This window comes from Janthinobacterium sp. 1L-D-8-B-C4 (assembly GCF_057291295.1).
The window spans coordinates 342138-369113 of the sequence record NZ_JBXAVX010000003.1 but is presented as its reverse complement, the minus strand read 5'-3'; the positions used below and the strand labels follow the sequence as shown (position 1 = coordinate 369113).

The window sequence follows — 26976 nt, the reverse complement described above, 5'->3', positions numbered from 1 at the left end:
GGACTTTTTCATGGCCGCGCGTTTTTGCTGTGCTGCTGAAAAAGCTGTCCTATACTGGACAGCATGAATACTTCACAGGTGCTGATCGTCGGCGCCGGCCCGACCGGCCTCATGCTTGCCTTGCGGCTGGCCCGCCACGGCGTGGCGTTTCGCATTATCGACAGCAACAGCGGCCCGGGCGAGGCGTCGCGCGCCATGGCCGTGCATGCGCGCACGCTGGAGTTCTATCAGCAGATGGGCTTTGCAGACGAGCTGGTCGCGCTGGGCATCAAAATACAGGCCATGCACGTGCACGAGGCCGGCCGCGAACTGGCCAGCCTGCCCCTGGGCGAGATCGGCAGCGGACTCAGTCCCTACCCTTTCGTGTTGAGCCTGCCGCAGGATGAACATGAACTGTTTTTGATCGGCAAGCTGGCGCGGGTCCATGTCGAGGTCGAATGGAATACCACCCTGGAAAACTGGGTGCAGGTCGACAGTGAAGTGCAGGCAACCTTGTCGAAAAACGGCCAGCGCCAGCACGGCGTGTTCGACTACCTGTGCGGCTGCGACGGCGCGCGCAGCACCGTGCGCAGCATTGCCGGCATCGACTTTTCCGGCGGCACCTATGACCACCGCTATTACGTGGCCGACGCCGAAGTGACCGGCCACAATACCGACCTGCATGCACACCTGGGCGCCAACACTTTTGCGCTGATGCTGCCGGTGCGCACCAGCGGCATGCAGCGCCTGATCGGCATCCTGCCCGACCGCCCCGATGACGCGCCCGCGCCCGTATTCGACGATATACGCGGCGAGGTAGAAAGCCTGCTGAACATCCAGATCCATCAGGTCAACTGGTTTTCCACCTACCGCGTGCATCACCGCGTGGCCGCGAAGTTTCGCCGGCGCCGCTGCTTCCTGCTCGGCGATGCGGCCCATGTGCACAGCCCGGTCGGCGGCCAGGGCATGAATACCGGCATCGGCGACGCCGTCAACCTGGCCTGGAAACTGGCAAAAAAACTGCAGGGCAAGGCCGGCGACGGCCTGCTCGATACCTATGAAAGCGAGCGCATCGGTTTTGCCCGCAGCCTGGTGGCCACCACCGACCGCGCCTTTCGCGCCATCGTCGCGCAGGGCGTGGGCGGGCGTTTGCTGCGCCGCTGGCTGGTGCCGCATGCGCTGCCCTACCTGTCCGGCTTCCAGCGTGCGCGCCGGCTGCTGTTCAAGACGGTGTCGCAAATCCAGGTCCGCTACGAAGACAGCGCGCTGTCGGGCGGCCATGCCGAGCACCTGCGCGGTGGCGACCGGCTGCCATGGCTGTTTGACGGCATGCAAGACAATTTCATCGCCCTGCGCAGCATGGACTGGCAATTGCATATCTATGGCGAGCCGGCACCCGAGTTGCTGCACGAGGCGCTTGCCCTGAAGCTGCCCGTGCATTGCTACACCTTCAATGCCGCCGCCAAACAGGCGGGCCTGGGCCGCGATTGCGCCTACCTGGTGCGTCCCGACGGCCATATTGCGCTGGCGCTGCACCTGCAAGAGAGCGGCGCCATGCGCGCGCTGGCCTTGCGGCTGGGACTCGATTTCAGCACCTCAAGCGAGGTCAAGATGGCGTCATCACGCAACGACTATCCTTGACAGCAGCCGTGTTGCAGCGCCGCATCGCCGCGCAACGACTGTATAATGACGGCCAACCCCGCGAACTTGCTTATGCGCAATCGTGGCGATCAAGCAATCCGCAGTCCATCTCCTGACCCGACCCACTATGACGATCACACTCTACGGCATCCCCAACTGCGATACCGTCAAAAAAGCCCGCACCTGGCTCGATAGCCATCAGCACGCCTTCAACTTTCACGACTTCAAGAAACAAGGCCTGGAACGGGCCACGGTCGAGCAATGGCTGACGCAGTTGCCGTGGGACGTGCTGGTCAACAAGAAGGGCACCACCTGGCGCGCCCTGTCCGACGAGCGCAAGGCGAGCATTGTCGACGCGGCCAGCGCGCTTGAGCTGATGCTGGAAAACCCGTCGATCATCAAGCGCCCGGTGCTGGACCGCGATGGCCAGTTCAGCGTGGCCTTTTCCGATGCGCAATACACCACCCTTTTCCCTGTCTGATCCATGACTGCTTCGAAAACCCTTGCCCTGACCGAAAAACTGATCGCCCTGTCATCGGTCACGCCTGACGACAAGGGCTGCCAGCAGCACCTGATCGACCTGCTGACGCCGCTCGGTTTCGTCTGTGAGACGATTATCTCTAACCAGGTGACCAATCTGTGGGCGCGCCGTGGCACCACCTCGCCCGTGTTCGTGTTTGCCGGCCATACCGACGTGGTGCCGACCGGCCCGGCCGAGCAGTGGGCCTCGGCGCCGTTCATTCCCACCCAGCGCGACGGCAAGCTGTATGGCCGTGGCGCGGCCGACATGAAGACCTCGATCGCGGCGATGGTGGTGGCCTGCGAGGAATTTATCGCGGCAACACCTGATCACACGGGTTCGATCGCGTTCCTGATCACCAGCGACGAGGAAGGCCCGGCTACGGACGGTACCGTGATCGTCTGCGAGCAATTGAAGGCCCGTGGCGAAACGATCGATTACTGCCTGGTGGGCGAACCGACCTCGAGCGCGCAGCTGGGCGACATGATCAAGAACGGCCGGCGCGGCTCGCTGTCCGGCAGGCTCACCGTACAGGGTATCCAGGGCCATATTGCTTACCCACACCTGGCGAAAAATCCGATCCACGTGGCGGCGCAGGCGATTGCCGACCTGGTGGCCGAACAGTGGGACGAAGGCAACGAGTATTACCTGCCCACTTCGTGGCAGATGTCCAACATCAATGCCGGCACTGGCGCCAACAACGTGATTCCGGGCGCGATGGTGATCGACTTCAATTTCCGCTTTTCCACCGCCAGCACCGCCGAAGGGCTGCAGCAGCGCGTGCACGCCATTCTCGACAAATACGACTTCCAGTACCAGCTCGACTGGACCCTGAGCGGCCAGCCCTTCCTCACGCCGCGCGGCACGCTTTCCGACGCGCTGTCCGCCGCGATCCTCGAAGAAACCGGCATCAGCACCGAATTGTCGACCACCGGCGGCACCTCCGATGGCCGGTTTATCGCGCAGATCTGCCCTCAAGTGATAGAATTCGGGCCGCCCAATGCAAGTATCCACAAGATCGACGAGCACATCGAACTGCGCCATATCGATCCTTTGACGAATATTTACCGGCGCACGCTGGAGCATTTGCTGCCCGCCTGACTCAACACCGAGGCCCGTCAAGGCGGGCCAGAACACCGTCTTTTCGAGAATGCCATGACCCCGAATCCGTTTACCACGCCACGCGACCTGCTGCGCTACGCCACCACCCGTTTCAACACCGCCAAGCTGTTTTTCGGCCATGGCAGCGCCGAAGCCTTCGACGAAGCAGCCTACCTGATCCTGCATACGCTGAAGCTGCCGCTCGACAAGCTCGAACCATTCCTCGACGCCAAGCTCTTGCCGTCGGAAGTGGCCGCCGTGATGAACGTGATCGACCGCCGCAGCATCGACCGCGTGCCGGCCGCCTACATCACGCGCGAAGCGTGGCTGGGCACCTATAACTTCTACGTCGACGAACGCGTGATCGTGCCGCGCTCGTTTATCGCCGAACTGATCCCCGAATACTTTTCGCCATGGGTGCCGGAACCGGAGTCGGTGGAAAACATTCTCGAGCTGTGCACCGGTTCGGGCTGCCTGTCGATCATGATGGCCGACGCCTTCCCGAACGCCACGGTCGATGCGGTTGATATTTCCGCCGATGCGCTGGCCGTGGCCAAGCGCAACGTTGACACGTATAAACTGGCCGAGCGCGTCAATCTGATCGAGTCCGACCTGTACGCCAACGTGCCGGCCAAGAAATACAACCTGATCGTCAGCAATCCGCCGTATGTCAACTCCGCATCGATGAAGGCCCTGCCACAGGAATACCTGGCCGAACCGCAAATCGCACTCGACGGCGGCAGCGACGGCATGGACCTGGTGCGCAAGATCATCGCCGGCGCGGCCGAACGCCTGACCGATGACGGCATCCTGATGATCGAAATCGGCAATGAGCGCGAATACGCGGAAGCGGCCTTCGGCGAACTGGGCCTGACCTGGCTGACGACCAGTGCCGGCGACGACATGGTGTTTTTGCTCACGGCTGAGCAACTGAAACTATAAGCTAACGACGACGCAATTAAATTCCGGGGTCAGACCCGCCGGGTCTGACCCCAGCCTTCACAAAGAAAAAAATGATACGTTTCCTACAAGTAAGCCTGATGCGCGGCATCAAACCGTTGCTCGAACAAGTCGACGTCACCCTCAACCCGGGCGACAAGATCGGCCTGATCGGCGCCAATGGCGCGGGCAAATCGAGTTTGTTCGCGATGATGCGCGGCGAGCTGCACCCTGACCAGGGCGAGATCGATTTCCCGGCCAAATGGCGCGTGGCTTACGTGGCGCAGGAAACCCCGCCGCTGGACCGCGCCGCGCTCGACTACGCGATCGACGGCGACGCCACCTTGCGCAAACTCGAAGCCGAACTGGCGCATCTTGAAGCGCAACCTGAAACCACCGAAAACGGCATCGCCATCGGCAATATGTACAGCGCGCTGGCCGACGCCGACGCCTACACGGTGCAGTCGCGCGGCGAGCAGTTGTTGCTGGGCCTGGGCTTTACGCTGGACCAGATGCAGCAGCCGGTAGCGAGCTTCTCCGGTGGCTGGCGCATGCGATTGAACCTGGCGCAGGCGCTGATGTGCCCGTCCGACCTGCTGCTGCTCGATGAACCGACCAATCACCTGGATCTGGACGCCATCATCTGGCTGGAAGACTGGCTGAAGCGCTATGCCGGCACCCTGCTGATCATTTCCCACGATCGCGACTTCCTCGACGAAGTGGTCAACGTGGTGGTGCATATCGACGAGCGCAAGCTGAAACGCTATTCGGGCAACTACTCGAGCTTCGAGCGCCAGCGCGCAGCGCAGATGATCCTGGCCGCCGGCGCGCTGGAAAAGCAGCAGCGCAAGCGCGCCCACCTGGAGTCGTTCGTGAACCGCTTCAAGGCGCAGGCTTCCAAGGCCCGCCAGGCGCAAAGCCGCATGAAGGCGCTGGCCAAGATGGAGGAGCTGGCACCACTGCGCGCCGCCGCCGAATTCTCGTTCGAGTTCCGCGAGCCCTTGAGCGCACCGAACCCGCTGCTGGTGATGGAAGACGTCGATGCGGGCTACAAGATCGAAAACGAGGCGACCGGCGAAATCACCCACAAGACCATCGTCAACGGCATCAAGTTCTCGCTGCAGATCGGCCAGCGCATCGGCCTCCTGGGCCAGAACGGCGCCGGCAAATCGACGCTGATCAAGACCATCGCCGGCGAACTGATGCCGTTGACCGGTGACGCCACCATGGGCAAGGGCCTCAATATCGGCTACTTCGCCCAGCACCAGGTGGAAATGCTGCGCCATGACGAGTCGCCGCTGTGGCACTTGTCGAAGATCGCGCCGACCACGCGCGAGCAGGAGCTGCGCAACTTCCTCGGCGGCTTCAACTTCCCCGGCAATATGGTGACCGCCTCGATCGCGCCGTTCTCGGGCGGCGAAAAAGCGCGCCTGGCATTGGCGCTGATCGTCTGGCAACGGCCGAACTTGCTGCTGCTCGATGAACCGACCAACCATTTGGATCTGGAAACGCGTGAAGCGCTGACCGAAGCGCTGGCCCAGTTCGAAGGCACTTTGGTGGTGGTATCGCACGATCGCCACCTGCTGCGCGCCACCACCGACGAATTCATCATCGTTGCCGACGGCAAGCTGCAACCGTTCGACGGCGACCTGGACGACTACAAGGACTGGCTGTTCAAGACCAAGCTGGGCAAGGGCACCGACGTGCTGCCGGCGGCCGGCAAGGCCAACAAGACCGATTTCCCGGTAGTGTCGCCAGTGGTGGCCGCGGCGCCAGCGGCCCCCGTGCGCGACAAGCGCAAGGAAGCCGAAGAGCGCCAGAAAACGGCTGCCCTGCGCAAACCGATCGAAAACAAGATCAAGCGCCAGGAAGAGCAGATCGCCAAGCGCAATGCGCAAAAGGCGGAAACCGACGCCAAGCTGGGCGAACCGACCATCTATGACGCCGCCAACAAGGCCAAGCTGAAGCAGTTGCTGGCCGACCAGAGCTTCTTTAGCAAGGACCTGGCGCAACTGGAAGCGGAATGGCTGGAGTTGCAGGATCAGCTCGAAAAACTGGGCTAAAAGGCAGTACGACACAAGATGAAAAACGGCTCGCGGGCCGTTTTTTTCGTCACCAGCATCGGTTCACAGTTGGCGCACCAGCGTATCGGCACCGCCATCCTCGCTTACAATAAGCGCATCATTGTTCCCCAGGCCGGCCATGCAACATCTCGTCAACCCCGCCGAAGTCGAATTGTCCGCCATCCGCGCCCAGGGGCCGGGCGGGCAAAACGTCAACAAGGTGTCCAGCGCCATCCATTTGCGCTTTGCCATCGCCGCCTCGTCGCTGCCGGACGCGTACAAGGAACGGTTGCTGGCCCTGCGCGACAGCCGCATCAGCAAGGATGGCGTACTGGTGCTGAAGGCGCAGCAAGCGCGCAGCCAGGAACAGAACAAGGAAGAAGCCTTGCGCCGGCTGCAGGAAATCATCGACAGCGTGAGCTTTTTGCCGGCCGTGCGGCGCGCCACCAAACCGACGCGCAGTTCGCAGCGGCGGCGCCTGGACAGCAAGAGCACGCACAGCGTGCTCAAGCAGTCGCGCGGCAAGGTGAGGGACTAAATAGTATCGAGTGGTGGCGGCGTATAGGTCCAGTCCACGCTGCCGCTGCTGTCGGCAAACACCATCTGCGTGGCGGGCACGGCGCTGTGCAGCATGGCCTTGATTTCCTTCGGACCCAGGTCGTAAACTTTGTTCTGTCCGGGCGGCACCACCATCGAGCGCACGATGGTGTCGCCATCGACCAGGCCCAGCACGCAGCGCGACTGGCCGGCGGTTGCCGCGCGCTGCGAGCGGCCTTCTTCGGCCAGCGCCAGCATCTGCGCCTGCAGGATTTCCGACTGTTTCACTTCCACCCGCAGCCGCGCCACTTCCTTGAGCACGGGCGCGATGCGGGCCGCCAGCTTCTCGTACGGCGCCTGCTGGGCCGGCTGCAACACCAGTTCGCCGCGCCGCAACTGGCCGGCCAGGGTCAGGTAGCTGCGCACTTCGGGCAGTTGCGCGATGGCGTCGATTTCCTGCTGGCGCTTGCGCTGCATTTGCCCGTACTGCGCCGCGCGGGCGACGCTGTCGGTGATTTTCTGTTCCAGCAGGGACAAGTCCGGCACCAGCGGAAAGGCGCGCATTTCGATCTGCTTGCGCGACCCGGCGCTGCCGATGCGGATGGTGCGCGCCGCCACCGCGCAGCCGAGCGCCATCTCGATGACGACTTCGTCGGCAATGATGTCGCAATTGCTGGCATGTTCGATCACCACGCGGGTACCCGAAATGACGCAGCTTTCGGCACGCGCAAGCCGCACTTCGCCGTTGCGCGTCTGTACCACCGCGCCGGACGCCACGCCATCGACGCGGATATCGCCCTGCTCGCTGACCGCCATGCCGCCGACCAAGTTGCTGTGCAGCACGATGGTGCCGCCCTGCGAATGCAGGCGGCCATACACATGGCCGTGGATGGTGATGTCGCTGCCGTCGAGCTGGCGCTGCTCCTGCACCTCGCCATACTCTTCATAGGCGGCGCGCAGCTTCAGATTACCCGTGGTGCGGCTGCTGACGCCTTCGCGGCTGACGATCTTGTTACCGATGGAAATCTTGCCCTGCTCATCGATATTCAGATACCCTTCCAGCGCCGCCACCAGAAATTCGCCATCGCTGTAGCGTTCGACCATGGTGCCCTCGCCGGCCACCGTGGCCAGCTCGACTTCCAGCGGCGGCGGTGGCGCCAGCACGGCGCCATCGAGCGCATAGCCAGGCAGGCCGGGCACCGACGGCAGCTTGTACAGCAGACGAGCATGCTTCTTGACTTGCGGGAAACGATTCTTGAAACTGAGCAGGTCGAGCCGGCCATTCGAGCGCTCGCGCGGCGCGTCGTTGCGGTGGATGCCTTGCGACACTTCCACCAGTTGCGCATCGCGCCCCGGCTGCGGCTGCAAGGCGCGCGCCACCGTGATGCGCTCGGCCTTGCCTGAGGCGATCATGGCGCGCACGACGCCGCTGTCGATGCCGTAATACACGCCCTTGTGCCATAGCGCGGCCACCATCTCGTCGAAATCGCGCGCCACCGGCACCCGGCTGTCCTCGCTCGACGGCACGGCTTCGAAATAGCAATCGGCCGCCTCGGCGCCGACCTTGATATGCTCGTACAGCTCGCGCCGCAGCGGCTCGAATGGCGCCACGCTGGCGGCGATACGCACCACGGCTTCGCCTTTGGGAGCGGTGCGCGGCGCCGGTGCGTGGTACAAGGTCATCAGGAAAAGAGGATAGTCGATGCCGGCGAGCAGCATGCCGGACTGGAACAGCTGGTTGACGGCAAAACGCAGCTGTTCCGGCGCCAGCGACAAGTCAAAAAACACCCCTTCCTTGCGCTGCAGCAGGCCAGGCGCAAGGCTGCCAGCCTGGCTGGTGCCAGGCACCGGTGTCTCTTCATTACTCACTGCATCCCCCGATAGCGAAACTGATCACATTGCATTGGAACAATATCACGGGGAAGCCCGGCGTGCATGCCGGGCGGGGCGGGGAAACACAAAAAACTTCAGATGCAATCGATAGCTGGCGGCAGGCGGCAGGCAGCGCGCCAGCCTGGCTCAGCGGCGCGGTGGATTCGAATAGATATCCTGGCCCACTTCGTTGATCTGGCGGCGCAGGTCGCGGCGCTCGTCGGGGGTCATGCGGCCGGTGCGGCGTGCGGCATCGGCGCCTTCGCCATTGCGGCGCTGCTCTTCCACGCGGGTGTCGAAACTGCGTGCGTCACGCTGTTCGCGGAGTCGGTTATCATTGCTGCGCTGGTTCTGTTCGAAGCGCTGCGATTGCATCTGCTGCGGCTCGTCACGGCGCGGTTGCGGCTGCGACTGTGCCTGGGCAACGCCACAGGCCAGCAGCGCGCACAGCACGAACGAAGACAGCACATGCACGGCAGGTGCGGACGAAGATGCGCTGGGAGCGGTGTGAATTTTTTGGCTGACGATATTCATTGAGTTCCTCTTCCGCGATGCCGTATAAACATAAAGCTGAATTCCACTGTGGCCCCAGTGTATGATGCTTCACACGGTGCAGTAAGAGTAATTGGGTAAAGTTTGTAACAGTATGTAATGGGTCGCGCCAGCGACTTGCTCATGCTGCGCCAAGCGTTACTATAGCAACTAATAGACGATAACACGACACCCCAAATGACCACAACCTCCACTTCCGGCAGCAATACAACAATGCAAAACATCCACGGCCACCAGGCGAAGATCATGGTGGTCGATGACGATGTACGCTTGCGCGACCTGCTGCGCCGCTACCTGACCGAACAGGGCTTCAATGTCTTCACGGCCGAGAGCGCTACCGCCATGAACAAACTGTGGCTGCGCGAACGCTATGACCTGCTGGTGCTCGACCTGATGCTGCCTGGCGAAGATGGCCTGTCGATCTGCCGCCGCCTGCGCGGCGCCGGCGACCTGACGCCGATCATCATGCTGACGGCCAAGGGCGAAGACGTGGATCGCATTGTCGGCCTGGAAATGGGCGCCGATGATTACTTGCCGAAACCGTTCAATCCACGCGAACTGGTAGCGCGCATCGGCGCCGTATTGCGCCGCAAGGGTCCCGATGAAATTCCGGGCGCGCCGTCGGAAACGCCGCAAACCTTCGAGTTCGGCGACTTCGTGCTGGACCTGGGCACCCGCACCTTGAAAAAGAGCGGCGAAACAGTGCCGCTGACCACCGGCGAATTTTCGGTGCTGAAAGTGTTTGCCCGCCATGCACGCCAGCCGCTGTCGCGTGAAAAACTGATGGAACTGGCGCGCGGGCGCGAATACGAAGTATTCGACCGCAGCCTGGACGTGCAGATCTCGCGCCTGCGCAAGCTGATCGAACCAGACCCGTCGAGCCCGCTTTTCATCCAGACCGTGTGGGGCCTGGGTTATGTTTTCATTCCGGACGGACAGCCGCGCTGATCGCTGGCGAGGCTAGATGAAACTTGTTCCCCAACTCAGCCTGGCACGGCTGAAAAGCGGCCTGTTCTGGCGCACGTTTTTGCTGCTGGGTACTTTGACCACCGTCAGCATGATCGCCTGGATCGGCATGATTTCCGTAATCCAGCGCGAACCGCAGGCGCAGCAGATCTCGGCCCAGATCATTTCCGTGGTCACCATCACGCATGCGGCGCTGACCCACTCGGCGCCCGAGCTGCGCCGCGAGCTGCTGTTCGACCTGGTCAGCAACGAAGGCATCCGCATCTTCCCGCTGGAGGAAGACGACCGCATCGATCCGCCGCCCGACAACTATTTGATGCCCGACATCGAGGCGCTGGTGAAAGCCAAGCTGAGCAACGACACGCGCTTTTCCGCGCGGGTCAACGGCGTGGCCGGCTTCTGGGTCAGCTTCAAGATCGACGACGACGAGTACTGGCTGATGCTGGACCGCGAACGGCTGCGCGGCCTGACCGGCTTCCAGTGGCTGGGCTGGGCCAGCCTGGTATCGTTGCTTTCGCTGATCGGCGCGGCGATTATTTCCAGCCTGATCAATCTGCCGCTGTCGCGTTTGACGGTGGCCGCGCGCGCGATTGCGCAAGGCAAGCAGCCGGCGCCGCTGCCGGAAAAAGGCCCGATTGAAATCATCGAGGCCAACCGCAGCTTCAACCAGATGGTCGACGATCTGCGCCAGGTGGAGTCGGACCGCGCCGTGATCCTGGCCGGCATCTCGCACGACCTGCGCACGCCGCTGGCGCGCATGCAGCTGGAAGTGGAAATGGCCAACCTGTCCGACGAGGCACGGGAAGGCATCCAGTCCGATATCGGCCAGATGGACGACATCATCGGCCAGTTCCTCGACTACGCCAAGCCGACCGAGGCGTCGAGCTTCACCGACGTCGACATGAGCGGCCTCCTGGGCGACCTGGCGCGCGAAGCGATGCGCCTGCCCGACGTGAAAATCACCGCCGCGATCGCCGACGACGCCCATGTGATGGGCAACCCGACCGACTTGCGGCGCGTGCTGAACAACCTGATCGAAAATGCGCGCCGCTATGGCAAGACACCGGGCGGCGAATTCACCGAGATCGACGTCAGTTGCCAGCTCAAGGGCAGCGGCAGCACCCGGCGCGTGATCGTCGACGTGCAGGACCACGGCCCCGGCGTGCCATCAGAAAAGATCGAGCAGATGCTCAAACCGTTCACCCGCCTCGACACGGCGCGCGGCCAGGCCAACGGCGCCGGGTTGGGATTGGCCATCGTCGACCGGGTGCTGCTGCGCCATGGCGCCGAGCTGCAGGTACGCAACCGCAGCGGTGGCGGGCTGGCGTTCCAGATCAGTTTGCCGGCGGCGTGAGCAGCAACTTGCTCATCAACAGTTCCGTCGCCCCATAGCCATACAGCGAATCGCTTTCCAGGCCCGGCGTATCGAAAGGCACGGATTCTTCGCGGTCCAGCTTGGCGGGATCAAAGTCGGCATAGGTGGCGCGCCAGGCGCGCTGCAGGGACTCGTTGCGGCGGATAAACGAGGGCATCGGCCACTCATCGCGCTGCCAGTGTTCGCTGTCGCCCAGCATCGGCCAGCGTTCGTTCAGCAAGGCCATGTCGCCGGTACGCAAACGGCGCACGGCCTGTTCGGGCCGCAGTGCATCGAGTTCATCGAGCGACGGCAGCACGTCGCGTTTCGGGCCGAACATATAGGCCAGCATGATGCGGCCGGCAGGCGCCCTGCGTGCCACCACGCCGACCGCATGCCCTCCACCCTGCAAGGGCACGGCAAACCAGCTGCCTTCGCGGTATGGTAAAGACTTCATCAATGTATGCTCCCAAAATCGTATTCGGGACGCAGTCTACGCGAGCCACCGCTTGCATGGCGCATGGTACGCAGCGAGACAGGCTTATTGCACCTTCTCGTCGTAATGGAACTGCGCCACGATCGGTCCCGCCTTGAACAGCGCTTCCTTCAGCTCCTTGTCCAGCCGCGCGTCGCGGCGGCGCATCCATTCGAACAGCATGGCCGCTTCGCGCCGGCTAGTGTCGCCCGCATGCGCCAGCACGCGGCGCAGCTCGGGGTCGGTGCAGGCCTCGAAACGCTGGCTGTTGACGTCCAGCGCCTGCAGCGCGGCGACCAGAGCGCCAATGGCGCGGTGCATGTCCAGCGCGGTGGCCGGCAAGCCGGATTCTTCCAGGGGTAAATGAGACATGCGGTTTCCTTTGTAGGCATCGGTATGCGCTGCATTTTCCACCGCGCGCGCGAAAATCTCAAGCGGCAAACACGCGTGCGGCCATCATCGTCCATAATCAGGCCTCGATACCCATCAGCACCAGGAGAGCCATGTTCAATTTCGACTTCTACAACCCGACGCAAATCCTGTTCGGCCAGGGCCAGATCGCCGCCATCGGCAAGCTGATCCCGCCACAGGCCAAAGTGCTGATGACCTATGGCGGCGGCAGCATCAAGCAGAACGGCGTCTACGATGAAGTGCGCGCCGCGCTGACCGGCCACACCGTGCTTGAATTTGCCGGCATCGAACCGAACCCCAGCTATGAAACCCTGATGCAGGCCGTGGCGCTGGTAAAAAGCGAGGGCATCGACTTCCTGCTCGGCGTCGGTGGCGGCTCGGTAGTCGACGGCACCAAGTTCATCGCAGCGGCCGCCCTGCGCGACGGCGAAGCGTGGGACATCCTGGAAAAAGGCGGCAAGATCATCGACGCCGCCCTGCCCTTCGGCACCGTGCTGACCCTGCCCGCCACCGGCTCCGAAATGAACGGCTCGGCCGTCATCACGCGCAAGGCCACCCAGGAAAAACGCTCGTTCATGAGCCGCAAGGTGTATCCGAAATTTTCCGTGCTCGATCCGTCGAAAACGTTTACCCTGCCGCTGCGCCAGGTCGGCAACGGCGTAGTCGATGCCTTCGCCCACGTGATGGAGCAATACCTGACGGCTCCCGTCAACGCTTCGGTGCAGGACCGCTTTGCCGAAGGCATTCTGTTGACCCTGATCGAGGAAGGCCCGAAGGCGCTGTCGCATCCGGACGACTACGACGTGCGCGCCAACGTGATGTGGTGCGCCACCCTGGCCCTGAACGGCATGATCGGCGTGGGCGTGCCGCAGGACTGGTCGACGCACGCGATCGGCCACGAACTGACGGCCTTGTACGAACTCGACCATGCACAGACGCTGGCCGTGATCCTGCCCAGCATGTTGCGCGTGCGCAAGCAGGCCAAGCGCGCCAAGCTGCTGCAATACGCAGCCCGCGTGTGGGGCCTGGACGGCGGCGACGAGGACGGCCGCATCGAAACGGCAATCGCGCGCACCGAATATTTCTTCCGCCATATGGGCGTCAAGACGCGTCTGGCCGACCATGGCCTCGGTCACGACAGCGTCGACGCGGTCATTGCCGCACTGGAAGCGCACGGCATGACGGCGCTCGGCGAACACGGCGAAGTCACCCTGGCCGTCAGCCGCAAGGTACTGGAACTGAGCCTGTAGACTGTTGTAAAACCGCCAGCCTGGCAGACAGCGGGCGGCGGTTCATGTTAAGCTATCAATTCGCTAGGGGTCCTGGAGCAGTCATCCGGGTGAGAGATACCCTTCGTACCTGATCTGGATAATGCCAGCGAAGGAAAGCGCAAAGTACCTCCCTCCTTTGATAGCTCCTGCGTTGGCGCCAGCCGAACAAGCAGCCTGCCGTTCTCTTCCCGATGAGCGGCTTGAACCACGAGCAATCATGTCCACACCGAATCTGTCTGTCTCCGTTTTGACCCTGGCCATCGCGCAAGCGTTTGCCACGTCGGCGTATGCCGCGCCCGACTTTGCTTCTGACGCCACCGAGGCCGTTGATGGCCCTTCCAGCATGGCCGAAGTAATCGTTACCGCCAGCAAGGTACCCAACGCGAAACGCGCCGCCGTCGGCGGTTTTTCCGACGCCCCGCTGCTGCAGACGCCCGCCGCCGTCACCGTCATCTCGCAACAAACCATGCAGGACCTGCAGATCCGCAATACCAGCGACGCCGTGCGCCTGGACGCCAGCATCAACGACGCCTACAACGCGGTCGGCTATGCCGAACAGTTCTCGATCCGCGGCTTCAAGCTCGACAATAACTCCAGCTACCGCAAGGACGGCATCGCGATTCCCGGCGACACGCAAATTCCGCTGGAAAACAAGGAACGCATCGAAGTATTGAAAGGCCTGGCCGGGGTGCAGGCCGGCATGGCGGCGCCGGGCGGCGTGATCGACTTCATTGTCAAGCGCCCTACCGCGACTGCCTTGCGCACCGTCACCGTCGAAGCGCGCGAGCGCGGCACGCTGTATGGCGCGGTGGACTTGGGCGGGCGCCTGGAAGACCCGCGCTTCGGCTACCGCATCAACGTCGCCGCCGAGCGTCTGCGCTCGCAGATAAAGGGTGCCGACGGCAACCGCAAATTCATTTCCGGCGCGTTTGACTGGCAAATTTCGCCGCAGGCGCTGCTGCAGTTTGATGCCGACTACCAGGACAAATCGCAGATCACCGCACCGGGCTTCCAGCTGCTGAACAACAGCACCCTGCCGACCGGCGTCAGTGCCGACACCCTGCTCAACCTGCAACCGTGGACGCGCCCGGTGGACACCATTACCAGCAACATCGGCCTGCGCTTCCAGTATGCGTTCGACGACAACTGGCACGCCACCGTCAGCGCCAACCAGCACTCGTTCAAGCGCGACGACTATACGGCGTTTCCATATGGCTGCAGCGCGCAGGATCTGTACCCGGGCTTCTGCGGCAATGGCGACTATGATGTGTACGACTACCGCAGCCTGGGCGAAACCAAGAAGCCACTCAGCGCGCAAGCCATGATCCAGGGCAAATTTGCCACCGGCAGCGTGCGCCATGAATTGACGGCGGGCGTGGCCACCTTCCACCGCAAGGACCGCGCCGGCCGCTATGTGTATGACTACGCCGGCACCAGCAATATCTACCACCCCGTCATCGTCGACATCTCGAACGGCGTGCAAGGCCCGGTGCGCGAGACGCGCAACGACAAGGAAAACTCGGTCTTCGTGCAGGACATCCTGACCCTGTCGCCGAACTGGAAGCTGCATGCGGGCTTGCGCCATATCGATGTCGATGGCTTCCAATATGTGCTGAAAGCCGACCCGAGCGTGGCCGAAGTGCGCGCCAAGCACGCCTTCCTGTTGCCCAACGTGGCGCTGGTGTACAACCCGCTTGAGAACGTGGCCGTCTACGGCGCCTACTCGCAGGGCATGGAACACGGCGGCACGGCCGACCGCAAGGCGGCCAACGCAAATGAAGAATTGTCGCCGAGCCGCTCGAAACAGATCGAGTTTGGCGTGAAAGCCGACGTCACGCCGGATTTGATGGTCGCCGCCAGCCTGTTCCAGATCCGCAAGGGCCTGGAATTCCAGAACGCCAATAACTTTTTCGTGCGCGCCGGCCAGGCCCAGCACCGGGGCCTGGAACTGTCGGCGCAAGGCAGGGCCAGCAGCGACCTGAACATCGGCGTATCGATCACGGCCTTGAACAGCCAGCAGTCGAACACCGGCGAAGCCTCGCTCGACGGCAAGCGCGTGCCGAACGTGCCGGCCCTGAAAAGCGCCGTCAACCTCGACTACCGCGTGCCGCAGGTGGCCGGCCTGTCTGTCAACGGCAGCTGGGAGTATTCGGGCAAAAAAGCATTCGAGTTCAACAACAACACCTTTGTACCGTCGTATCACGTGGCCAACCTGGGCGCCGCTTACGTCACGCGCCTGGCCGGCAAGCAGGCCGTGCTGCGCGCCAGCGTCAACAATGTATTCGACAAGTTCTACTGGCGTGACGTCACACCGGAGTCCGACGGCTATCTGTTCCCGGGCGCCAGCCGCACGCTGAAAGTGTCGGCGCAGTTCGACTTTTAAGCGCTGGCCAGCAGCGCATCGAGCAGCGGCATGGTTTGCGCCATGCGCTGCCCAAGCTGCCCGTGCAGAATGTGATGGGGGATATGGCGCGCCGCCAGTTCGTCCAGCAACTGCCGGTAAATCAGCTGGCGCACGGCTTCGGACTCGCGCTGCAGCCCGTCCGCCACCCATGGCGTATCGGGCGCCGTCACCAGGGTCAGGTCATAGTGCGTGCCGGCAGCGAGCGCCGCCAGTGGCGCGTCTTCGCCGCCAAAATAATGGCGGCTGTACAGCACCGTCATCAACGGCGTGGTGTCGCACACCAGCACGCCGCGCGCCGATGCACTCGCTTCACGCTCGCGCGCGACCTGGGTGCTGGCAATCAAAAACTGATCGCCAGCCACCGGCACCCTGCCCTTTGTTTCGACAAATTCGCGCAGATATTCGGGCACCCAGACGGTGCCCAGGCGTTCGGCCAGTGCCGCCGCCAACGTTGACTTGCCTGACGACTCCGCACCCAGGATGGCAACCCGCAACAGGGCAGCCATCACTTCAGGACCATCGCGTCAGGCGCGGCCGGCGCCGCTTTTTTCCAGGCCAGCAAGCCGATCGTCGCCATCACCACGAACACCGCATACAGGATGGCCGTCAAGGTCAGGTCCTTGTAGACATACAAGCCCACATACAGGATATCGACCACGATCCAGACGATCCAGTTTTCGATCTTCTTGCGCGACAACAGCAACTGGCCCAGCAGGCTGCCGGCCGTCAGGAAACCATCGGCGTGCGGCACATCGGTGTCGGTGGAGGTCAGCAGCCAGGAAATGATCAGGAAACCGATCAGCCAAGCGGCGCCACTGCCCAGCCAGCCGCGCGGCGTGAGCCAGGTAACGGGCAAGGCCGGCGTGCCGCTTTTCGGGTGCAGCCAGTGATACCAGCCCCAGGCGGAGATCGCAATGAACAGCAGCTGCAGCGCCATGTCGCCATACAGGCGCGACTCGAAAAACACAAAACCATAGGCGGCCGACGAGATGATCGCAAACAGCCAGGCCCAGTGGTTCTGCCGGATGTTCAGTGCAACCGTGATCAAGGCCAGGACAAAGGAAATCAGTTCGAGCGGCGTGGTGGCAAAACCCAGCAGGAGTAGCGTATCGTTCATGAGCTTGGAAAAGAGGCGGAGGGAGGGGACGCAAAAGCTGGTGGCGCAGTATGCAATACCAGGCTTGAATAAGCAAGAATCCCCCTTTGCCGGACCTACAGAAAGCCGCCGCGCGCCGCCCGCGTCAGCGTGTACCGCACGATCAGCTTGTGGAAGGGGCGTATCAGCATGATATAGGCCCGCCCTACCCTGTTATGGCAGTGCACGGCGCTGGCGAGGGTGATGCTGCCGTGCGGGCCGCCGTCCTTGCTGCGCAGCATCGACAGCCTGAAATCGAGATGGCTGTCATCTTCGCCAACGATAATCTCATTGTCCGTGACGCCATAGATGCGAAAGATCCCGACCCGCCCGCCGCCGCCATTGCTCAGCTGCTTCACGGTCTTGATGCCAAAGCGCGCCACGATGGCGTCGCGCAGCACCATCAGCGACTTTGCCCAGCCCGGCTGGCTGCCCAGCACTATGCGCGCCAGGCTTTCCATGTCCATGCTGGCCGCTTGCCCATTCGGCAAGGCGACGGCATACGCGTCGGCCAGGTCGCTGCCCTGGTACAGCGGCGCGATGGCCGCCTGCGGCGGCAAGTCCACTTTGCGCGCCTGGATGGTGACTGCTTGCATGTCGGCCTCATGTTTTCAGTGATAACATGGCTATCATACACATGAATCAGACAATGTAAACAGCGATAACATATGCCCATAGCCAGCAACAACTACCACCATGGCAACCTGCGCGAGACCCTGGTCGCCGCCACCATCGCCCAGCTGGCGCAGCAGAACGACGCCGCGATCTCGCTGCGCGAACTGGCGCGCGCGGTGGGCGTGTCGATCGCCGCGGTGTACCGCCACTTTGCCAGCAAGGAAGCGCTGCTGGCCGAGGTGGCGGCCGCCGGCTTTGCCGCGCTTCAACGCAAATGGGATGCGGAACTGCCGCCCGAAGGCAGCCTGCCGGCCGCCGAGCGCTTTCAGCTGCTGGGCCAGCAATATATCGAATTTGCGCTGGCCTCCCCGGCCCACTACCGGCTGATGTTCGAGCACCAGGACGTACGCCAGTTCCCGGTGTTGCTGGAAGCGGCGCACACCTGCTTCGCCTACGTGCTGCAAACGGCTGGCGCGGCCGTGCGCGAGGCCGGCGTCGACATGCGCTGGCAACGCGCCGCCGCCAGCGCCGGCTGGTCGCTGGGCCATGGTTACGTAATGCTGCTGCTGAGCGGACGACTGGAGATGATCGATGGCGGCAAGGAACTGTCGCCGGCGCTGGTGCCACGCTTTTTCCAGTTGCCGGTGGAAGCGTTGCAGCAGAAGGAGCGCCAGCCATGAGGGACAGGTTGAACGACATCAAATGGTTCAGCGCGCTCGGCACGTTTCAAGCCCTGCCAGGACAGATGGCACTGCCCGGCCTGCATGCCTGGAACGGCGCCCGCATGGACTGGCTGCCCACCTCGCGCGACCAGCCCGATCCGATTCATGGCGGAGCGCTGCTGACTCTGCTGAAACAGGATGGCATCCCTTATGTGCAGGATGTGATGGCGAACTACAAGCTGGCTCTGCACTCCTTGCGCTCCGTGCCGGAGCGCCTGATCAGCGTGGGCGCGCACGACTACACGCCGGCCGCCATCGGCGCAGCCCTGTATTGCGTGCGCATGGCCAGCCTTGAAATGCTGGCGCAGCGGCAAGGCTTCTGGTGCGATGCGCTGGGCATCTACCAGCAAGGTTACTGGCCCTGTGGCCGGCTGGCCGACGGCACTTTGGTGGTGTACTGAGCTTGTGTGACAAGAAGATTAGCCAGGCGAGGCGTCCTCACGCGGTAACTATCCTGGACTGATTCCTGCCCATTGCGTGCTCCATCGTTGCAACATTGCCTTATCCAACACCAGGAATCGAGGCATCCATCAAATGCCACGTCACGTCGCCATCCGGCAAATCGAGCAGCCAGTCGCGGCGCGGCTGCGGAAATGACGCGCCCTGGTTCAGCCAAACCTGGCGCCAGTACTGGTTGACGATCGCCTGCAGCGGATGGTCGGCTGACACCCACGGTTGCCAGACGCCGCTGGCCGGACAGGCTTGGCCGCAAGCGCAGCTCAACATACGCTCAGGCCGCGCCACCTCGCGCAGCAAGCCGCGCGCGGCGCGCGGTTCCACGGCGCCATGGTTATGCCGTATCGTCAGGCACTGCTCCCACGTCACGCCGCCATAATGGCTCTTGCCATCGGCATCGATCACGCTGAAATGGCGGAACTCTTCGCCTTCAAGAAACAGCCGGGCCGGCTCCGTCAAACCCTGCCCTTGGACGGGTTGCCAGTAGGCGGAAAATGGTGCGGTGGGCGCATCGCTGTGCAAGCCGGTGGGCCGCAGCACATAGTCGGCGGCCAGGAAATACGGCTCCATGGAAAGCGCGGCGGCGTTTGGCTGCGCGATGGCTGGCGGCGGGCGAACGCCCATGGCGGCGTCGAGCAGGCTCTTTCGTTCACCATCCCACGGCGGTAGATCGGCCGGCGGCAGTGGCAGGATTTTATCGAGATTTGGGAAGCGGCGATTGGGGTTGAAGGCGAGGGCACGACTTAGTACGCCATAACGTTCTGCTCGCGCTTTATCAATATACGGAACCACCATGTTTGCAAGATCTAATGGATCTCCGAACTCAATCTGAAGTTTGGTCATGCTAACCATGGCGAACGCCGGCATATTGAGGGAACACAAACTAGTTGCCCAGACGCAAAAAAGCCGCATCGGCCGGGCGGCGGATGCGGCTTGCAGAGCAGCGAATAAATATTACTTCTTCGCTGCCTTATTGGACTGCGCTGGCTTCGGATACTTGATGGTCATTTCCGCCAGCAGGTTGTCGGCATGGTCGACTTCCTTCATCACCCACAGCATGTAGCGGATATCGAGGTGGATCGCGCGCGTAATCGCCGTGTCGAAGTACCAGTCCTTGGTGATCGATTCATAGGTCGAATCGAAGTTCAGGCCGATCAGTTCGCCACGCTTGTTCATCACGGCCGAACCGGAATTGCCGCCGGTGGTGTCGGCGCTGGTCAGGAAGTTGACCGGCACGGTACCCAGTACCGGGTCGCGGAACTGGCCATAGCGTTTTTCCTTGACCGCGTCGAGCAGGCCTTGCGGTGCCTCGAACGGCGCCTTGCCGGTGACTTTTTCCACAATCCCTTCGACGGTGGTAAACGGTCCCTTGGAGAGGCCATCGCGCGGCGAGTATGGCGAGACGGTGCCGTAGGTAACGCGCAGGGTCGAGTTGGCATCCGGGTAGACCGGCTTGCCTTGCGACTGTTTCCAGGCGATTACCGCTTGCATGTATTGCGGAATCACGCGTTCGAGGTTGCCGTCGATTTCCTTGCGACGCTCTTCCAGCGAAGCGGCCACCGGCTGCAGTTTGATGGCCAGTTGCACGAAGGCGTCGTCGGACTGTTCGAACGCCGCCTGGTCTTTTTCCAGCCAGGCCAGGCGCTTGGCGGTGTCGGCCAGTTGCGTCTTCGTGTACAGGGCGGCCACCGCGCTTGGCGCCGGCAGCAGCGCGTCCAGGCCTTGCGGATGGCTCTTCGCGGCCAGCGCGGCATAGCGCTTCAGGCCCGCTTCAAAGCGCGCCTGGTCGACCTTGTTGACGTACGACTGTTCCAGGCGCGCCAGGCGGGCCTTGATAAAGGCCAGGTCGCGCTGCTGGTAGCCCGATTCACGCTCGGCGTCCGGCTTTTTCGCTTCCTGCGCGTAGCGGTACAGCGAGCGCGCACTTTTCAGCAAATCGCTGTTGGTAGCCACCGACCAGGCAAACTCTTCGTCGCTCAAGGCCATGTCGCTGGCGATCGCCGCGTCCAGCTCGGCCAGCAAGGTCGGCGAAACGTTCGGCTGCTTGGCGTACCATGCGCGGAAGTCGGCATCCTGTACGTCCTTGATCGCGGCGATGTCCTTGCGCGCGAAACCGTCGAGCAGGCCCTGGGTTTTCTTCAGCACGTTGTTGATGCTTTTGACGACGCTGGCGTAGCGCACGGCGGCGGCGGCGTCACCCTTGGTGGCGTCGGCCATCACGGCGAGATCCGCCTGCAGTTCGCTGACTTTGAGCGGGAAGGCCGAATCGCGCGCATAGCGGATTTCGGAAGGCAGCTTGTAGCGGCTGGTGCGTCCCGGATAGCCGGCCAGCAGGATGCCGTCGCCGTTCTTGATGCCTTCGGCCGATACCACCAGGAAGTCCTTCGACTGGTACGGCACGTTGTCCGGCGACGGATCGGCCGGGCGACCGTCCTTGCCGACGTAGGCGCGCAGGAACGAATAGTCGCCCGTGTGGCGCGGCCATTCGTAGTTATCGATGTCGCCGCCGAAGTTGCCGATCTTGTCCGACGGCGCGTACACCAGGCGCACGTCGCGTATCATCATCTGGCGGATGCGGTAGTACTCGAGGCCGCGGTGGAAGGCAGGCACCGAGCAGCGGTACATCTTGTCGGTCTCGCATTCGGCGATCAGGTCCTTGACGCGTTTTTCCACTGCCTCATGGCGTTCGCGGCCACTCATTTGCGCCGTCAGGCCTTTCAGCACGCGGTCGCTGACGTTTTCCACCTTGTCGGTGACATACACCAGGCTGTTCGGGCCGCCCGGCAGCTCGGCCGCGCGGGTCTTGGCCAGGAAGCCATCGGTGATGTAATTGTGTTCGGGGGTCGAATTGCGCTGCACCGCGCCATAGGCGCAATGGTGGTTCGTCACCACCAGGCCGGCGTTCGATACAAAGGCGGCCGAACAGCCACCCAGCGAGACGATGGCGCTCATCGGATGCTTGCTCAAATCGGCCAGCTTTTCAGCAGGGATCTCGATGCCGACGCGTTTGAGTTCGGCTTTCAGCTGCGGCAGTTGGTGTGGTTGCCACTGCCCTTCGTCGGCTTGTACGCCGGCGAACGCGCCCATCAGGGCGACTGGTAACACGATAGTCTTGAACAAGGTATGCCCTCCATAAAAAGCAGGCGAAAGTATAGCCTGTCCAGAGGGCATGAGTCGGCAAAAAATTACTTCACTGTATTTTTTACATCATCCCATTCCCGTGTGCGGCACCTGCAGCGGCACTTGCAGCCACAGGCGGCAGCCGCTTCCCGACGGCGGCGCGCCGATCTCGAGCTGGCCGTCGAGCGCGCGCACCCGTTCGCGGATGCCGATCAGGCCGAAACACTGCTTCTTGCGCTGCTGCTGGGCGGTAATACCGACACCGTTGTCGCTGATGCTCACATACAAGGCGCGCGCGTCCGAATGAAATTCCAGTTCGACCGCACTGGCCTGGGCATGGCGCATGACGTTGCTGAGCGCTTCTTGCACGATGCGAAACAGTGCAATCTCGATCTGGCTGCCGATGGCGGCAAACAGCGCTTCGTCGCGGATCTGCAACTGGCAGGCAATGCCGCTACGCTTGCGAAAGTCACCCACCTGCCATTCGATGGCTGCCTGCAGCCCCAGGTCCAGTGCCATCGGCCGCAATTCGTTCATGATCCCGCGCACGCTTTTGATCGTCTTGTCGATATTGTCCAGCACCGCCGCAACGCGGCCATGCAGGCGCGGATGCGCGTTTTGCGTGCGCGCGCTGAGCATGGAAATATCGATGTGCAGCGCCAGCAGGTTTTGCCCCAGCTCGTCGTGGATATCGCGTGAAATACGCTTGCGCTCGTCTTCCTTGACCGTTTCCAGGTGCAGCGCCAGCTGGCGCATCTGCGCATGCGACTGGCGCAGCGCACTGTCCATCAGCTTGCGTTCGGTGATGTCGGTATGCGCCACCACCACACGCAGCGGACCCTCGCCGCGAAAGCGGCTGACCTTGGCCAGCGACCAGTGTGCACCGGTCTGCGTGATGAATTCGTATTCGAGCGCAAAGGCATCGGCGTCACCGGCGATCACCGTGCGGATGCCGGCAGCGAGCTCGCGCCCGGCGCCACGTTGCCAGCGCGGATCGTTCTCGCAAAACTGCAAGTACGGCAACTCGCCCGGCGCATGGCCGGAAAACTGCATGCAGGCCTGGTTGGCATGCACCAGGGTGCCGTGCTGGTCCAGCACCAGCACCCGGTCGGACAAGGAATCGATGGTGGCATGGAAAAAACGTTCGGCGTCGCGCAAGGCTTGCTGCGCCAGTTCGCGCTGGTGCACTTCCTGCTGCAAATGCTGGTTGGCGCGCAACAGTTCGGCAGTACGGTCGATTACGCGCTGGTCGAGCTCGCGATGCAGTTCGCGCAAGGACGCTTCGGCCAGCTTGCGCTCGGTGATATCGGAAAACACACCGACGAAATGGGTGGTGGCGCCGTCCTGGGCGCGCATCGGCGTGATCGACAGCGACTCGACGAAGCGTTCGCCATTCTTGCGCCGGTTAACCAGTTCACCATACCAGCTGCCGTCGCGGCGCAGGCTGTCCCACATGGCCGCATAGAACTGTGGCTGGTGGGTGCCGGCGCCAAGAAAAGAAGGATCGCGTCCGATCGCTTCCTCGGCCAGGTAGCCGGTAATGGCGGTGAAAGCGGGGTTGACGGAAATGATGCGGTTGCTGCCGTCGGTCACCATCACGCCTTCGCGGATGGTATCGAGGATAACAAAGGCGCGCCGCAGGGCCGATTCGCGCGCCAGTTCGTCACCGAGGTCGGTCACCAGCATGCGCACGCTGGCGCTGCCCGCATCAAGATTGGCTTCGATGCGCACGAAATCAGCGACTGCGCCGCCTTCGCGCCGGAACAGCGGCGCTTCGAACACCTGGCGCGTACCGCTGTCGAAGACGGCGTCGAGAAAGCAGCGGAAACCGCCTTGCGCCTCGGGTGCAATGAATTGCTCGAAGCGCCGCGCCAGCAAATGCTGTTTCTCGCGCCGCAGCAAATTGCTGGCAGCGACGTTGGCGCGCGTGATCACGCCATCACGGCTCAGGGAAAAATAGCTGACCGGTGCCTCTTCGTAAAGCTGGGCGTACCGGTCGCGGCTGCTTTCAGTTTCGCTGCGCAGTTGCTCCAGTTCGGCCAGGGCGGTGTTCTGCATCTGCAGTTCGATCTGGCTGACCTGCAGTTCGTGCAGCTGGCGCAGCATGTCTTCGTTCGACAACGGCCGCAGCAACGGCGCCTGCGCCGCCAGTTGCTCGGCCTGGTCGCGCATGCGCACGCTGAACGGGTCGTCGTCGCTGACCTTGCCCGGCTTGCTCACGGTACGCTCCCGCCGGGCTCCTTGTCGGCCGCGCTACCGGACTGCATCTGGCGCAACTGGGCTTCCAGCAACTTCGATTCGGTAATGTTAATGAAGGTCACCACCACGCCGTCGATCACGTTGTCGATGGTGCGGTAAGGCATGATGCGCACGTTGTACCAGCGCCCGGTCTTGGTCGGTACCTGGCGCTCGGAAAACACCAGGCTGCGTATCACTTCCAGCGCATCGCCTTCCAGGCCGGGGTAGTCGAGGTCGTTGACGATATCGCTGAGCGGACGGCGCAGGTCGGTCTGGATCAGCTTGTAGATTTGCGTGGCTGGCGCCGTGAAGCGGCGGATGCGCAAGGCGCTGTCGAGGAAAATGGTGGCAATATCGGTGCTGTTGAGCAGGTTCTTCATGTCGCTGTTGACCAGCGACAGGTCGTCCACCTTGGACTGCAGCTCGGCATTGACGGTGTACAGTTCTTCGTTCAGCGACTGCATCTCTTCTTTTGACGTGGTCAGTTCCTCGTTGGTCGATTGCAGCTCTTCATTGGTCGACTGCAATTCTTCATTGGCCGACTTCAGCTCTTCGCGCGAGGTCTGCATTTCGTCGCGCACGGCCTGGATTTCATTGCGCGCCTGCGCCAGTTGTTGCTCCAGTTCCAGCACCTTGGGATTGGGCGACCTGCCACGGCGCGCTTCGGCCACCAATGGCACGCTGGAAAAGGTAATGAATACCATGCCACTGAGCGATTCAGGCTGGCTCAGCGCTTCGGCCGTCAGATCCACGCCCAGCGACTGGCCCGCATGGTCCTTGACCACCAGCCCCTTCAGGCGCACCACCCCTTCGCTTTGCAACGCCTGCTTGATCAGGCCAGGCAACTCATAGCGCAAACCATCGCGCGCCATGGCGTGAATATTCCAGTTGGCCTTGCCGGCCGCCGGCTCCAGGAAGGCCCCCGTACGGCCATTGATAAACAGGATATCGCCGTCCTGGTTCAGCAACGCTGCCGCCGGTGAATATTTCTGGAGCAATAACTGCTCTACATGGGATTGTATCTTTCCGGGCATGCTGGCTTCTCTCGTGTCGCTGGTTGTAGGGGGGGAGGCCAACGACACCTTGGTCGGGAAATACGTTGGCAAGCGCTGGCGCGCCAGGTTGTCGAGGCGGCGATACAGCCGGGTCGAGGTGGTCAGGGGGGCGAACAGCTCGGAGAAGTGGCCAGGCGTATCGGCGCTGCCCAGCAGCAAAAGGCCGTCGCGGTTCAGCGCATAGTGAAACAGCGGGATCAGACGCTGCTGCAGCTTGGCGTTCAGGTAGATCAGCAGGTTGCGGCAGCATAGAATGTCGAGCTTGGTAAATGGCGGATCCGAAATGATGTTTTGCTGGGCAAAAATGATCATGTTGCGTATCTCTTTTTTGATACAGTAATCGTTCTTGTCCGGCACGAAAAACCGCTGCATGCGCTCGGCCGACACGTCGCTGCTGATACTGTCGGGAAAACGCCCCTGGCGCGCGCGGTCGATGGCGTCGGCCGACAGGTCGGTGGCGAAGATCTGCAGGCTGTATTTCGAGGGCGGATTGATGCTGGCCACCACCTCATGGAACACCATCGCCAAAGAATAGGCTTCCTCGCCCGTCGAGCAGGCCGGAATCCAGGCCTTGAAGGCGCGCCCGTCAGGATTTGCCGCCAACAATTGCGGCAAGGCCACCATCTTCAGGTATTCCCACACTTTCTGATCACGGAAAAAGCTCGTCACGCCGATCAGCAATTCCTTGAATAATAAATCGATCTCGCCCGGGTTGTCGCGCAAATACGGCACATAGGCGTCCATCGAGGTGATCTGGTACAAGCTCATGCGCCGTTCGATGCGCCGCAGCACGGTATTGATCTTGTAGTCGGTAAAACTGTTGCCAGTGTGCTCGGACAGCAGGCTGACGATTTCGTGCAGCGAATTGCGCCCGTTCGGCTCGCGTCCGGGCAAGCTCAAAAAGCTGCTGCGAAACAGATAGTTGATGATCTTTTCCGGCATTTTTTCCGGATAATCGACCAGGTCCACCGCCTCGGCTGCAATGGCGCTTTGCGGCATCATGTCGAACTTGGCCGTATCGGGATGCTGGGCCAGGGTCAGGCCGCCGACCTGCTTGATCGCCTGCGTGCCACGCGTGCCATCGCTGCCCATGCCGGAAAACACCACGCCGACAGCCAGTTCGCCCACTTCGGACGCCAGCTCTTCGAAAAACATGTCGATCGGCAGGCGGTGGCCGCGTGGCTGCAGCGGTTCGCTGAGCACGAAGCGGCTCCTCGACAGGCCCAGGTCGGCATTCGAAGGGATCACATAAATATGATCGGCCCGCAATTGCATCTGGTGCGTGATTTCCGTGACCGGAATGCTGGTGGCGCGCTGCAGCAATTCCGGCAGCATGGCTTTTTGCGTAGGATCGAGATGCTGGATGACGACAAAAGCCAGCCCGCTTTCCTGCGGCACCTGCGACAGGAAAGCGACAATCGGATCGAGTCCGCCGGCCGAGGCGCCGATGGCCACCACGGGAAAAGTGATGAAGGACGGCTCAACCACGGTAGGCAGACTGTCGGCCCTGGCTTTACTGCGTTTGCTGGTTATCATCGTCTGCAAGATAG

General features: G+C 62.4%; 23 protein-coding genes and 1 riboswitch. Of the genes, 12 read left to right on the top strand and 11 right to left on the bottom strand.

Features of this window, described 5'->3' with window-relative positions; all coding sequences use genetic code 11:
- Window positions 1-63: 63 nt before the first annotated feature.
- The 6 genes from AC0Z42_RS07530 (at window position 64) to arfB (ending at window position 6781) form a co-directional block, all read left to right on the top strand.
- The gene (locus AC0Z42_RS07530; protein WP_485467608.1) at window positions 64-1620 is read left to right on the top strand and encodes an FAD-dependent monooxygenase; all 1557 of its coding nucleotides are present in this window, start codon (window positions 64-66) and stop codon (window positions 1618-1620) included.
- Window positions 1621-1747: 127 nt separating this feature from the next.
- Window positions 1748-2101: an ArsC family reductase gene (locus AC0Z42_RS07525; RefSeq protein ID WP_485467607.1), complete on the top strand. Its 354-nt coding sequence runs from the start codon at window positions 1748-1750 to the stop codon at window positions 2099-2101.
- A gap of 3 nt (window positions 2102-2104) precedes the next feature.
- Entirely contained in the window at window positions 2105-3241 is a 1137-nt protein-coding gene (dapE, locus tag AC0Z42_RS07520) for a succinyl-diaminopimelate desuccinylase (protein ID WP_485467606.1), read from the top strand.
- A gap of 54 nt (window positions 3242-3295) precedes the next feature.
- Window positions 3296-4183 carry a 50S ribosomal protein L3 N(5)-glutamine methyltransferase gene (gene prmB, locus AC0Z42_RS07515; protein ID WP_485467605.1) on the top strand — a complete coding sequence of 296 codons (888 nt, stop codon included), beginning with the start codon at window positions 3296-3298 and terminating at the stop codon, window positions 4181-4183.
- A 71-nt stretch (window positions 4184-4254) separates the two neighbouring features.
- Window positions 4255-6243, top strand: coding sequence for an ATP-binding cassette domain-containing protein (locus AC0Z42_RS07510; RefSeq protein ID WP_485467604.1), 1989 nt, complete (start codon window positions 4255-4257; stop codon window positions 6241-6243).
- Window positions 6244-6382: 139 nt separating this feature from the next.
- Window positions 6383-6781 carry an alternative ribosome rescue aminoacyl-tRNA hydrolase ArfB gene (gene arfB, locus AC0Z42_RS07505; RefSeq protein ID WP_485467603.1) on the top strand — a complete coding sequence of 133 codons (399 nt, stop codon included), beginning with the start codon at window positions 6383-6385 and terminating at the stop codon, window positions 6779-6781.
- Here arfB and AC0Z42_RS07500 read toward each other — a convergent pair.
- On the bottom strand, window positions 6778-8649 hold the full coding sequence (locus tag AC0Z42_RS07500) for a flagellar assembly protein A (protein ID WP_485467602.1): 1872 nt from the start codon (window positions 8647-8649) through the stop codon (window positions 6778-6780). The genes arfB and AC0Z42_RS07500 overlap by 4 nt on opposite strands.
- Window positions 8650-8799: 150 nt before the next feature.
- The gene (locus AC0Z42_RS07495) at window positions 8800-9186 is read right to left on the bottom strand and encodes a hypothetical protein (protein ID WP_485467601.1); all 387 of its coding nucleotides are present in this window, start codon (window positions 9184-9186) and stop codon (window positions 8800-8802) included.
- A 231-nt stretch (window positions 9187-9417) separates the two neighbouring features.
- On the opposite strand from AC0Z42_RS07495, the gene ompR reads away from it, so the two are divergent.
- The gene (gene ompR, locus AC0Z42_RS07490) at window positions 9418-10152 is read left to right on the top strand and encodes an osmolarity response regulator transcription factor OmpR (RefSeq protein WP_485467835.1); all 735 of its coding nucleotides are present in this window, start codon (window positions 9418-9420) and stop codon (window positions 10150-10152) included.
- A gap of 16 nt (window positions 10153-10168) precedes the next feature.
- Window positions 10169-11524: a sensor histidine kinase gene (locus AC0Z42_RS07485; RefSeq protein WP_485467600.1), complete on the top strand. Its 1356-nt coding sequence runs from the start codon at window positions 10169-10171 to the stop codon at window positions 11522-11524.
- Here the strand turns inward: AC0Z42_RS07485 and AC0Z42_RS07480 are convergent.
- Both AC0Z42_RS07480 and AC0Z42_RS07475 read right to left on the bottom strand, forming a co-directional pair.
- Window positions 11505-11981, bottom strand: coding sequence for an Imm26 family immunity protein (locus tag AC0Z42_RS07480; protein WP_485467599.1), 477 nt, complete (start codon window positions 11979-11981; stop codon window positions 11505-11507). The genes AC0Z42_RS07485 and AC0Z42_RS07480 overlap by 20 nt on opposite strands.
- Window positions 11982-12065: 84 nt before the next feature.
- Window positions 12066-12371: a ferritin family protein gene (locus tag AC0Z42_RS07475; RefSeq protein ID WP_485467598.1), complete on the bottom strand. Its 306-nt coding sequence runs from the start codon at window positions 12369-12371 to the stop codon at window positions 12066-12068.
- Between the two features lie 131 nt (window positions 12372-12502).
- Here AC0Z42_RS07475 and AC0Z42_RS07470 point away from each other — a divergent pair, with 131 nt between their 5' ends.
- Both AC0Z42_RS07470 and AC0Z42_RS07465 read left to right on the top strand, forming a co-directional pair.
- Complete coding sequence (locus AC0Z42_RS07470) at window positions 12503-13660, top strand: iron-containing alcohol dehydrogenase (RefSeq protein ID WP_485467597.1); 1158 nt, start codon at window positions 12503-12505, stop codon at window positions 13658-13660.
- A 55-nt stretch (window positions 13661-13715) separates the two neighbouring features.
- A riboswitch (TPP riboswitch) is annotated at window positions 13716-13813 on the top strand.
- Between the two features lie 85 nt (window positions 13814-13898).
- A complete protein-coding gene (locus AC0Z42_RS07465; protein ID WP_485467596.1) occupies window positions 13899-16064 on the top strand; it encodes a TonB-dependent siderophore receptor in 2166 nt (721 codons plus the stop codon).
- Here the strand turns inward: AC0Z42_RS07465 and AC0Z42_RS07460 are convergent.
- From AC0Z42_RS07460 to AC0Z42_RS07450, 3 genes are all read right to left on the bottom strand, one after another.
- A complete protein-coding gene (locus AC0Z42_RS07460; RefSeq protein ID WP_485467595.1) occupies window positions 16061-16591 on the bottom strand; it encodes an AAA family ATPase in 531 nt (176 codons plus the stop codon). The genes AC0Z42_RS07465 and AC0Z42_RS07460 overlap by 4 nt on opposite strands.
- Window positions 16591-17202, bottom strand: a complete 612-nt coding sequence (gene pnuC / locus AC0Z42_RS07455) for a nicotinamide riboside transporter PnuC (RefSeq protein WP_485467594.1) — start codon at window positions 17200-17202, stop codon at window positions 16591-16593. The genes AC0Z42_RS07460 and pnuC overlap by 1 nt, the downstream gene beginning before the upstream one ends.
- 95 nt (window positions 17203-17297) lie before the next feature.
- Window positions 17298-17816 carry a DUF2867 domain-containing protein gene (locus tag AC0Z42_RS07450; RefSeq protein ID WP_485467593.1) on the bottom strand — a complete coding sequence of 173 codons (519 nt, stop codon included), beginning with the start codon at window positions 17814-17816 and terminating at the stop codon, window positions 17298-17300.
- A 72-nt stretch (window positions 17817-17888) separates the two neighbouring features.
- Here AC0Z42_RS07450 and AC0Z42_RS07445 point away from each other — a divergent pair, with 72 nt between their 5' ends.
- Window positions 17889-18515: a TetR/AcrR family transcriptional regulator gene (locus tag AC0Z42_RS07445; protein WP_485467592.1), complete on the top strand. Its 627-nt coding sequence runs from the start codon at window positions 17889-17891 to the stop codon at window positions 18513-18515.
- Complete coding sequence (locus tag AC0Z42_RS07440) at window positions 18512-18958, top strand: hypothetical protein (RefSeq protein WP_485467591.1); 447 nt, start codon at window positions 18512-18514, stop codon at window positions 18956-18958. The genes AC0Z42_RS07445 and AC0Z42_RS07440 overlap by 4 nt, the downstream gene beginning before the upstream one ends.
- Before the next feature lie 100 nt (window positions 18959-19058).
- Here AC0Z42_RS07440 and AC0Z42_RS07435 read toward each other — a convergent pair whose 3' ends face one another.
- The 4 genes from AC0Z42_RS07435 to AC0Z42_RS07420 all read right to left on the bottom strand — a co-directional run bounded on the left by AC0Z42_RS07435 (window position 19059) and on the right by AC0Z42_RS07420 (window position 26962).
- Window positions 19059-19856: a DUF6396 domain-containing protein gene (locus AC0Z42_RS07435; protein WP_485467590.1), complete on the bottom strand. Its 798-nt coding sequence runs from the start codon at window positions 19854-19856 to the stop codon at window positions 19059-19061.
- A 111-nt stretch (window positions 19857-19967) separates the two neighbouring features.
- Window positions 19968-22133 carry a S46 family peptidase gene (locus AC0Z42_RS07430; RefSeq protein ID WP_485467589.1) on the bottom strand — a complete coding sequence of 722 codons (2166 nt, stop codon included), beginning with the start codon at window positions 22131-22133 and terminating at the stop codon, window positions 19968-19970.
- A gap of 87 nt (window positions 22134-22220) precedes the next feature.
- Window positions 22221-24353, bottom strand: coding sequence for a sensor histidine kinase (locus AC0Z42_RS07425; protein WP_485467588.1), 2133 nt, complete (start codon window positions 24351-24353; stop codon window positions 22221-22223).
- Entirely contained in the window at window positions 24350-26962 is a 2613-nt protein-coding gene (locus tag AC0Z42_RS07420; protein ID WP_485467587.1) for a chemotaxis protein CheB, read from the bottom strand. Before AC0Z42_RS07420 ends, AC0Z42_RS07425 begins: the two co-directional genes overlap by 4 nt.
- Window positions 26963-26976: the final 14 nt, after the last annotated feature.

Bases quoted from the DNA above. Each gene is read 5' to 3' on its own strand.
- arfB (WP_485467603.1), top strand. From the start codon at position 6,383: ATGCAACATCTCGTCAACCCCGCCGAAGTCGAATTGTCCGCCATCCGC.
- pnuC (WP_485467594.1), bottom strand. From the start codon at position 17,202: ATGAACGATACGCTACTCCTGCTGGGTTTTGCCACCACGCCGCTCGAA.
- AC0Z42_RS07460 (WP_485467595.1), bottom strand. From the start codon at position 16,591: ATGGCTGCCCTGTTGCGGGTTGCCATCCTGGGTGCGGAGTCGTCAGGC.
- AC0Z42_RS07480 (WP_485467599.1), bottom strand. From the start codon at position 11,981: ATGAAGTCTTTACCATACCGCGAAGGCAGCTGGTTTGCCGTGCCCTTG.
- AC0Z42_RS07450 (WP_485467593.1), bottom strand. From the start codon at position 17,816: ATGCAAGCAGTCACCATCCAGGCGCGCAAAGTGGACTTGCCGCCGCAG.
- dapE (WP_485467606.1), top strand. From the start codon at position 2,105: ATGACTGCTTCGAAAACCCTTGCCCTGACCGAAAAACTGATCGCCCTG.
- AC0Z42_RS07470 (WP_485467597.1), top strand. From the start codon at position 12,503: ATGTTCAATTTCGACTTCTACAACCCGACGCAAATCCTGTTCGGCCAG.
- AC0Z42_RS07445 (WP_485467592.1), top strand. From the start codon at position 17,889: ATGCCCATAGCCAGCAACAACTACCACCATGGCAACCTGCGCGAGACC.
- AC0Z42_RS07525 (WP_485467607.1), top strand. From the start codon at position 1,748: ATGACGATCACACTCTACGGCATCCCCAACTGCGATACCGTCAAAAAA.
- AC0Z42_RS07495 (WP_485467601.1), bottom strand. From the start codon at position 9,186: ATGAATATCGTCAGCCAAAAAATTCACACCGCTCCCAGCGCATCTTCG.
- ompR (WP_485467835.1), top strand. From the start codon at position 9,418: ATGCAAAACATCCACGGCCACCAGGCGAAGATCATGGTGGTCGATGAC.
- AC0Z42_RS07530 (WP_485467608.1), top strand. From the start codon at position 64: ATGAATACTTCACAGGTGCTGATCGTCGGCGCCGGCCCGACCGGCCTC.
- AC0Z42_RS07475 (WP_485467598.1), bottom strand. From the start codon at position 12,371: ATGTCTCATTTACCCCTGGAAGAATCCGGCTTGCCGGCCACCGCGCTG.
- AC0Z42_RS07420 (WP_485467587.1), bottom strand. From the start codon at position 26,962: ATGATAACCAGCAAACGCAGTAAAGCCAGGGCCGACAGTCTGCCTACC.
- AC0Z42_RS07465 (WP_485467596.1), top strand. From the start codon at position 13,899: ATGTCCACACCGAATCTGTCTGTCTCCGTTTTGACCCTGGCCATCGCG.
- AC0Z42_RS07510 (WP_485467604.1), top strand. From the start codon at position 4,255: ATGATACGTTTCCTACAAGTAAGCCTGATGCGCGGCATCAAACCGTTG.
- AC0Z42_RS07435 (WP_485467590.1), bottom strand. From the start codon at position 19,856: ATGACCAAACTTCAGATTGAGTTCGGAGATCCATTAGATCTTGCAAAC.
- prmB (WP_485467605.1), top strand. From the start codon at position 3,296: ATGACCCCGAATCCGTTTACCACGCCACGCGACCTGCTGCGCTACGCC.
- AC0Z42_RS07485 (WP_485467600.1), top strand. From the start codon at position 10,169: ATGAAACTTGTTCCCCAACTCAGCCTGGCACGGCTGAAAAGCGGCCTG.
- AC0Z42_RS07440 (WP_485467591.1), top strand. From the start codon at position 18,512: ATGAGGGACAGGTTGAACGACATCAAATGGTTCAGCGCGCTCGGCACG.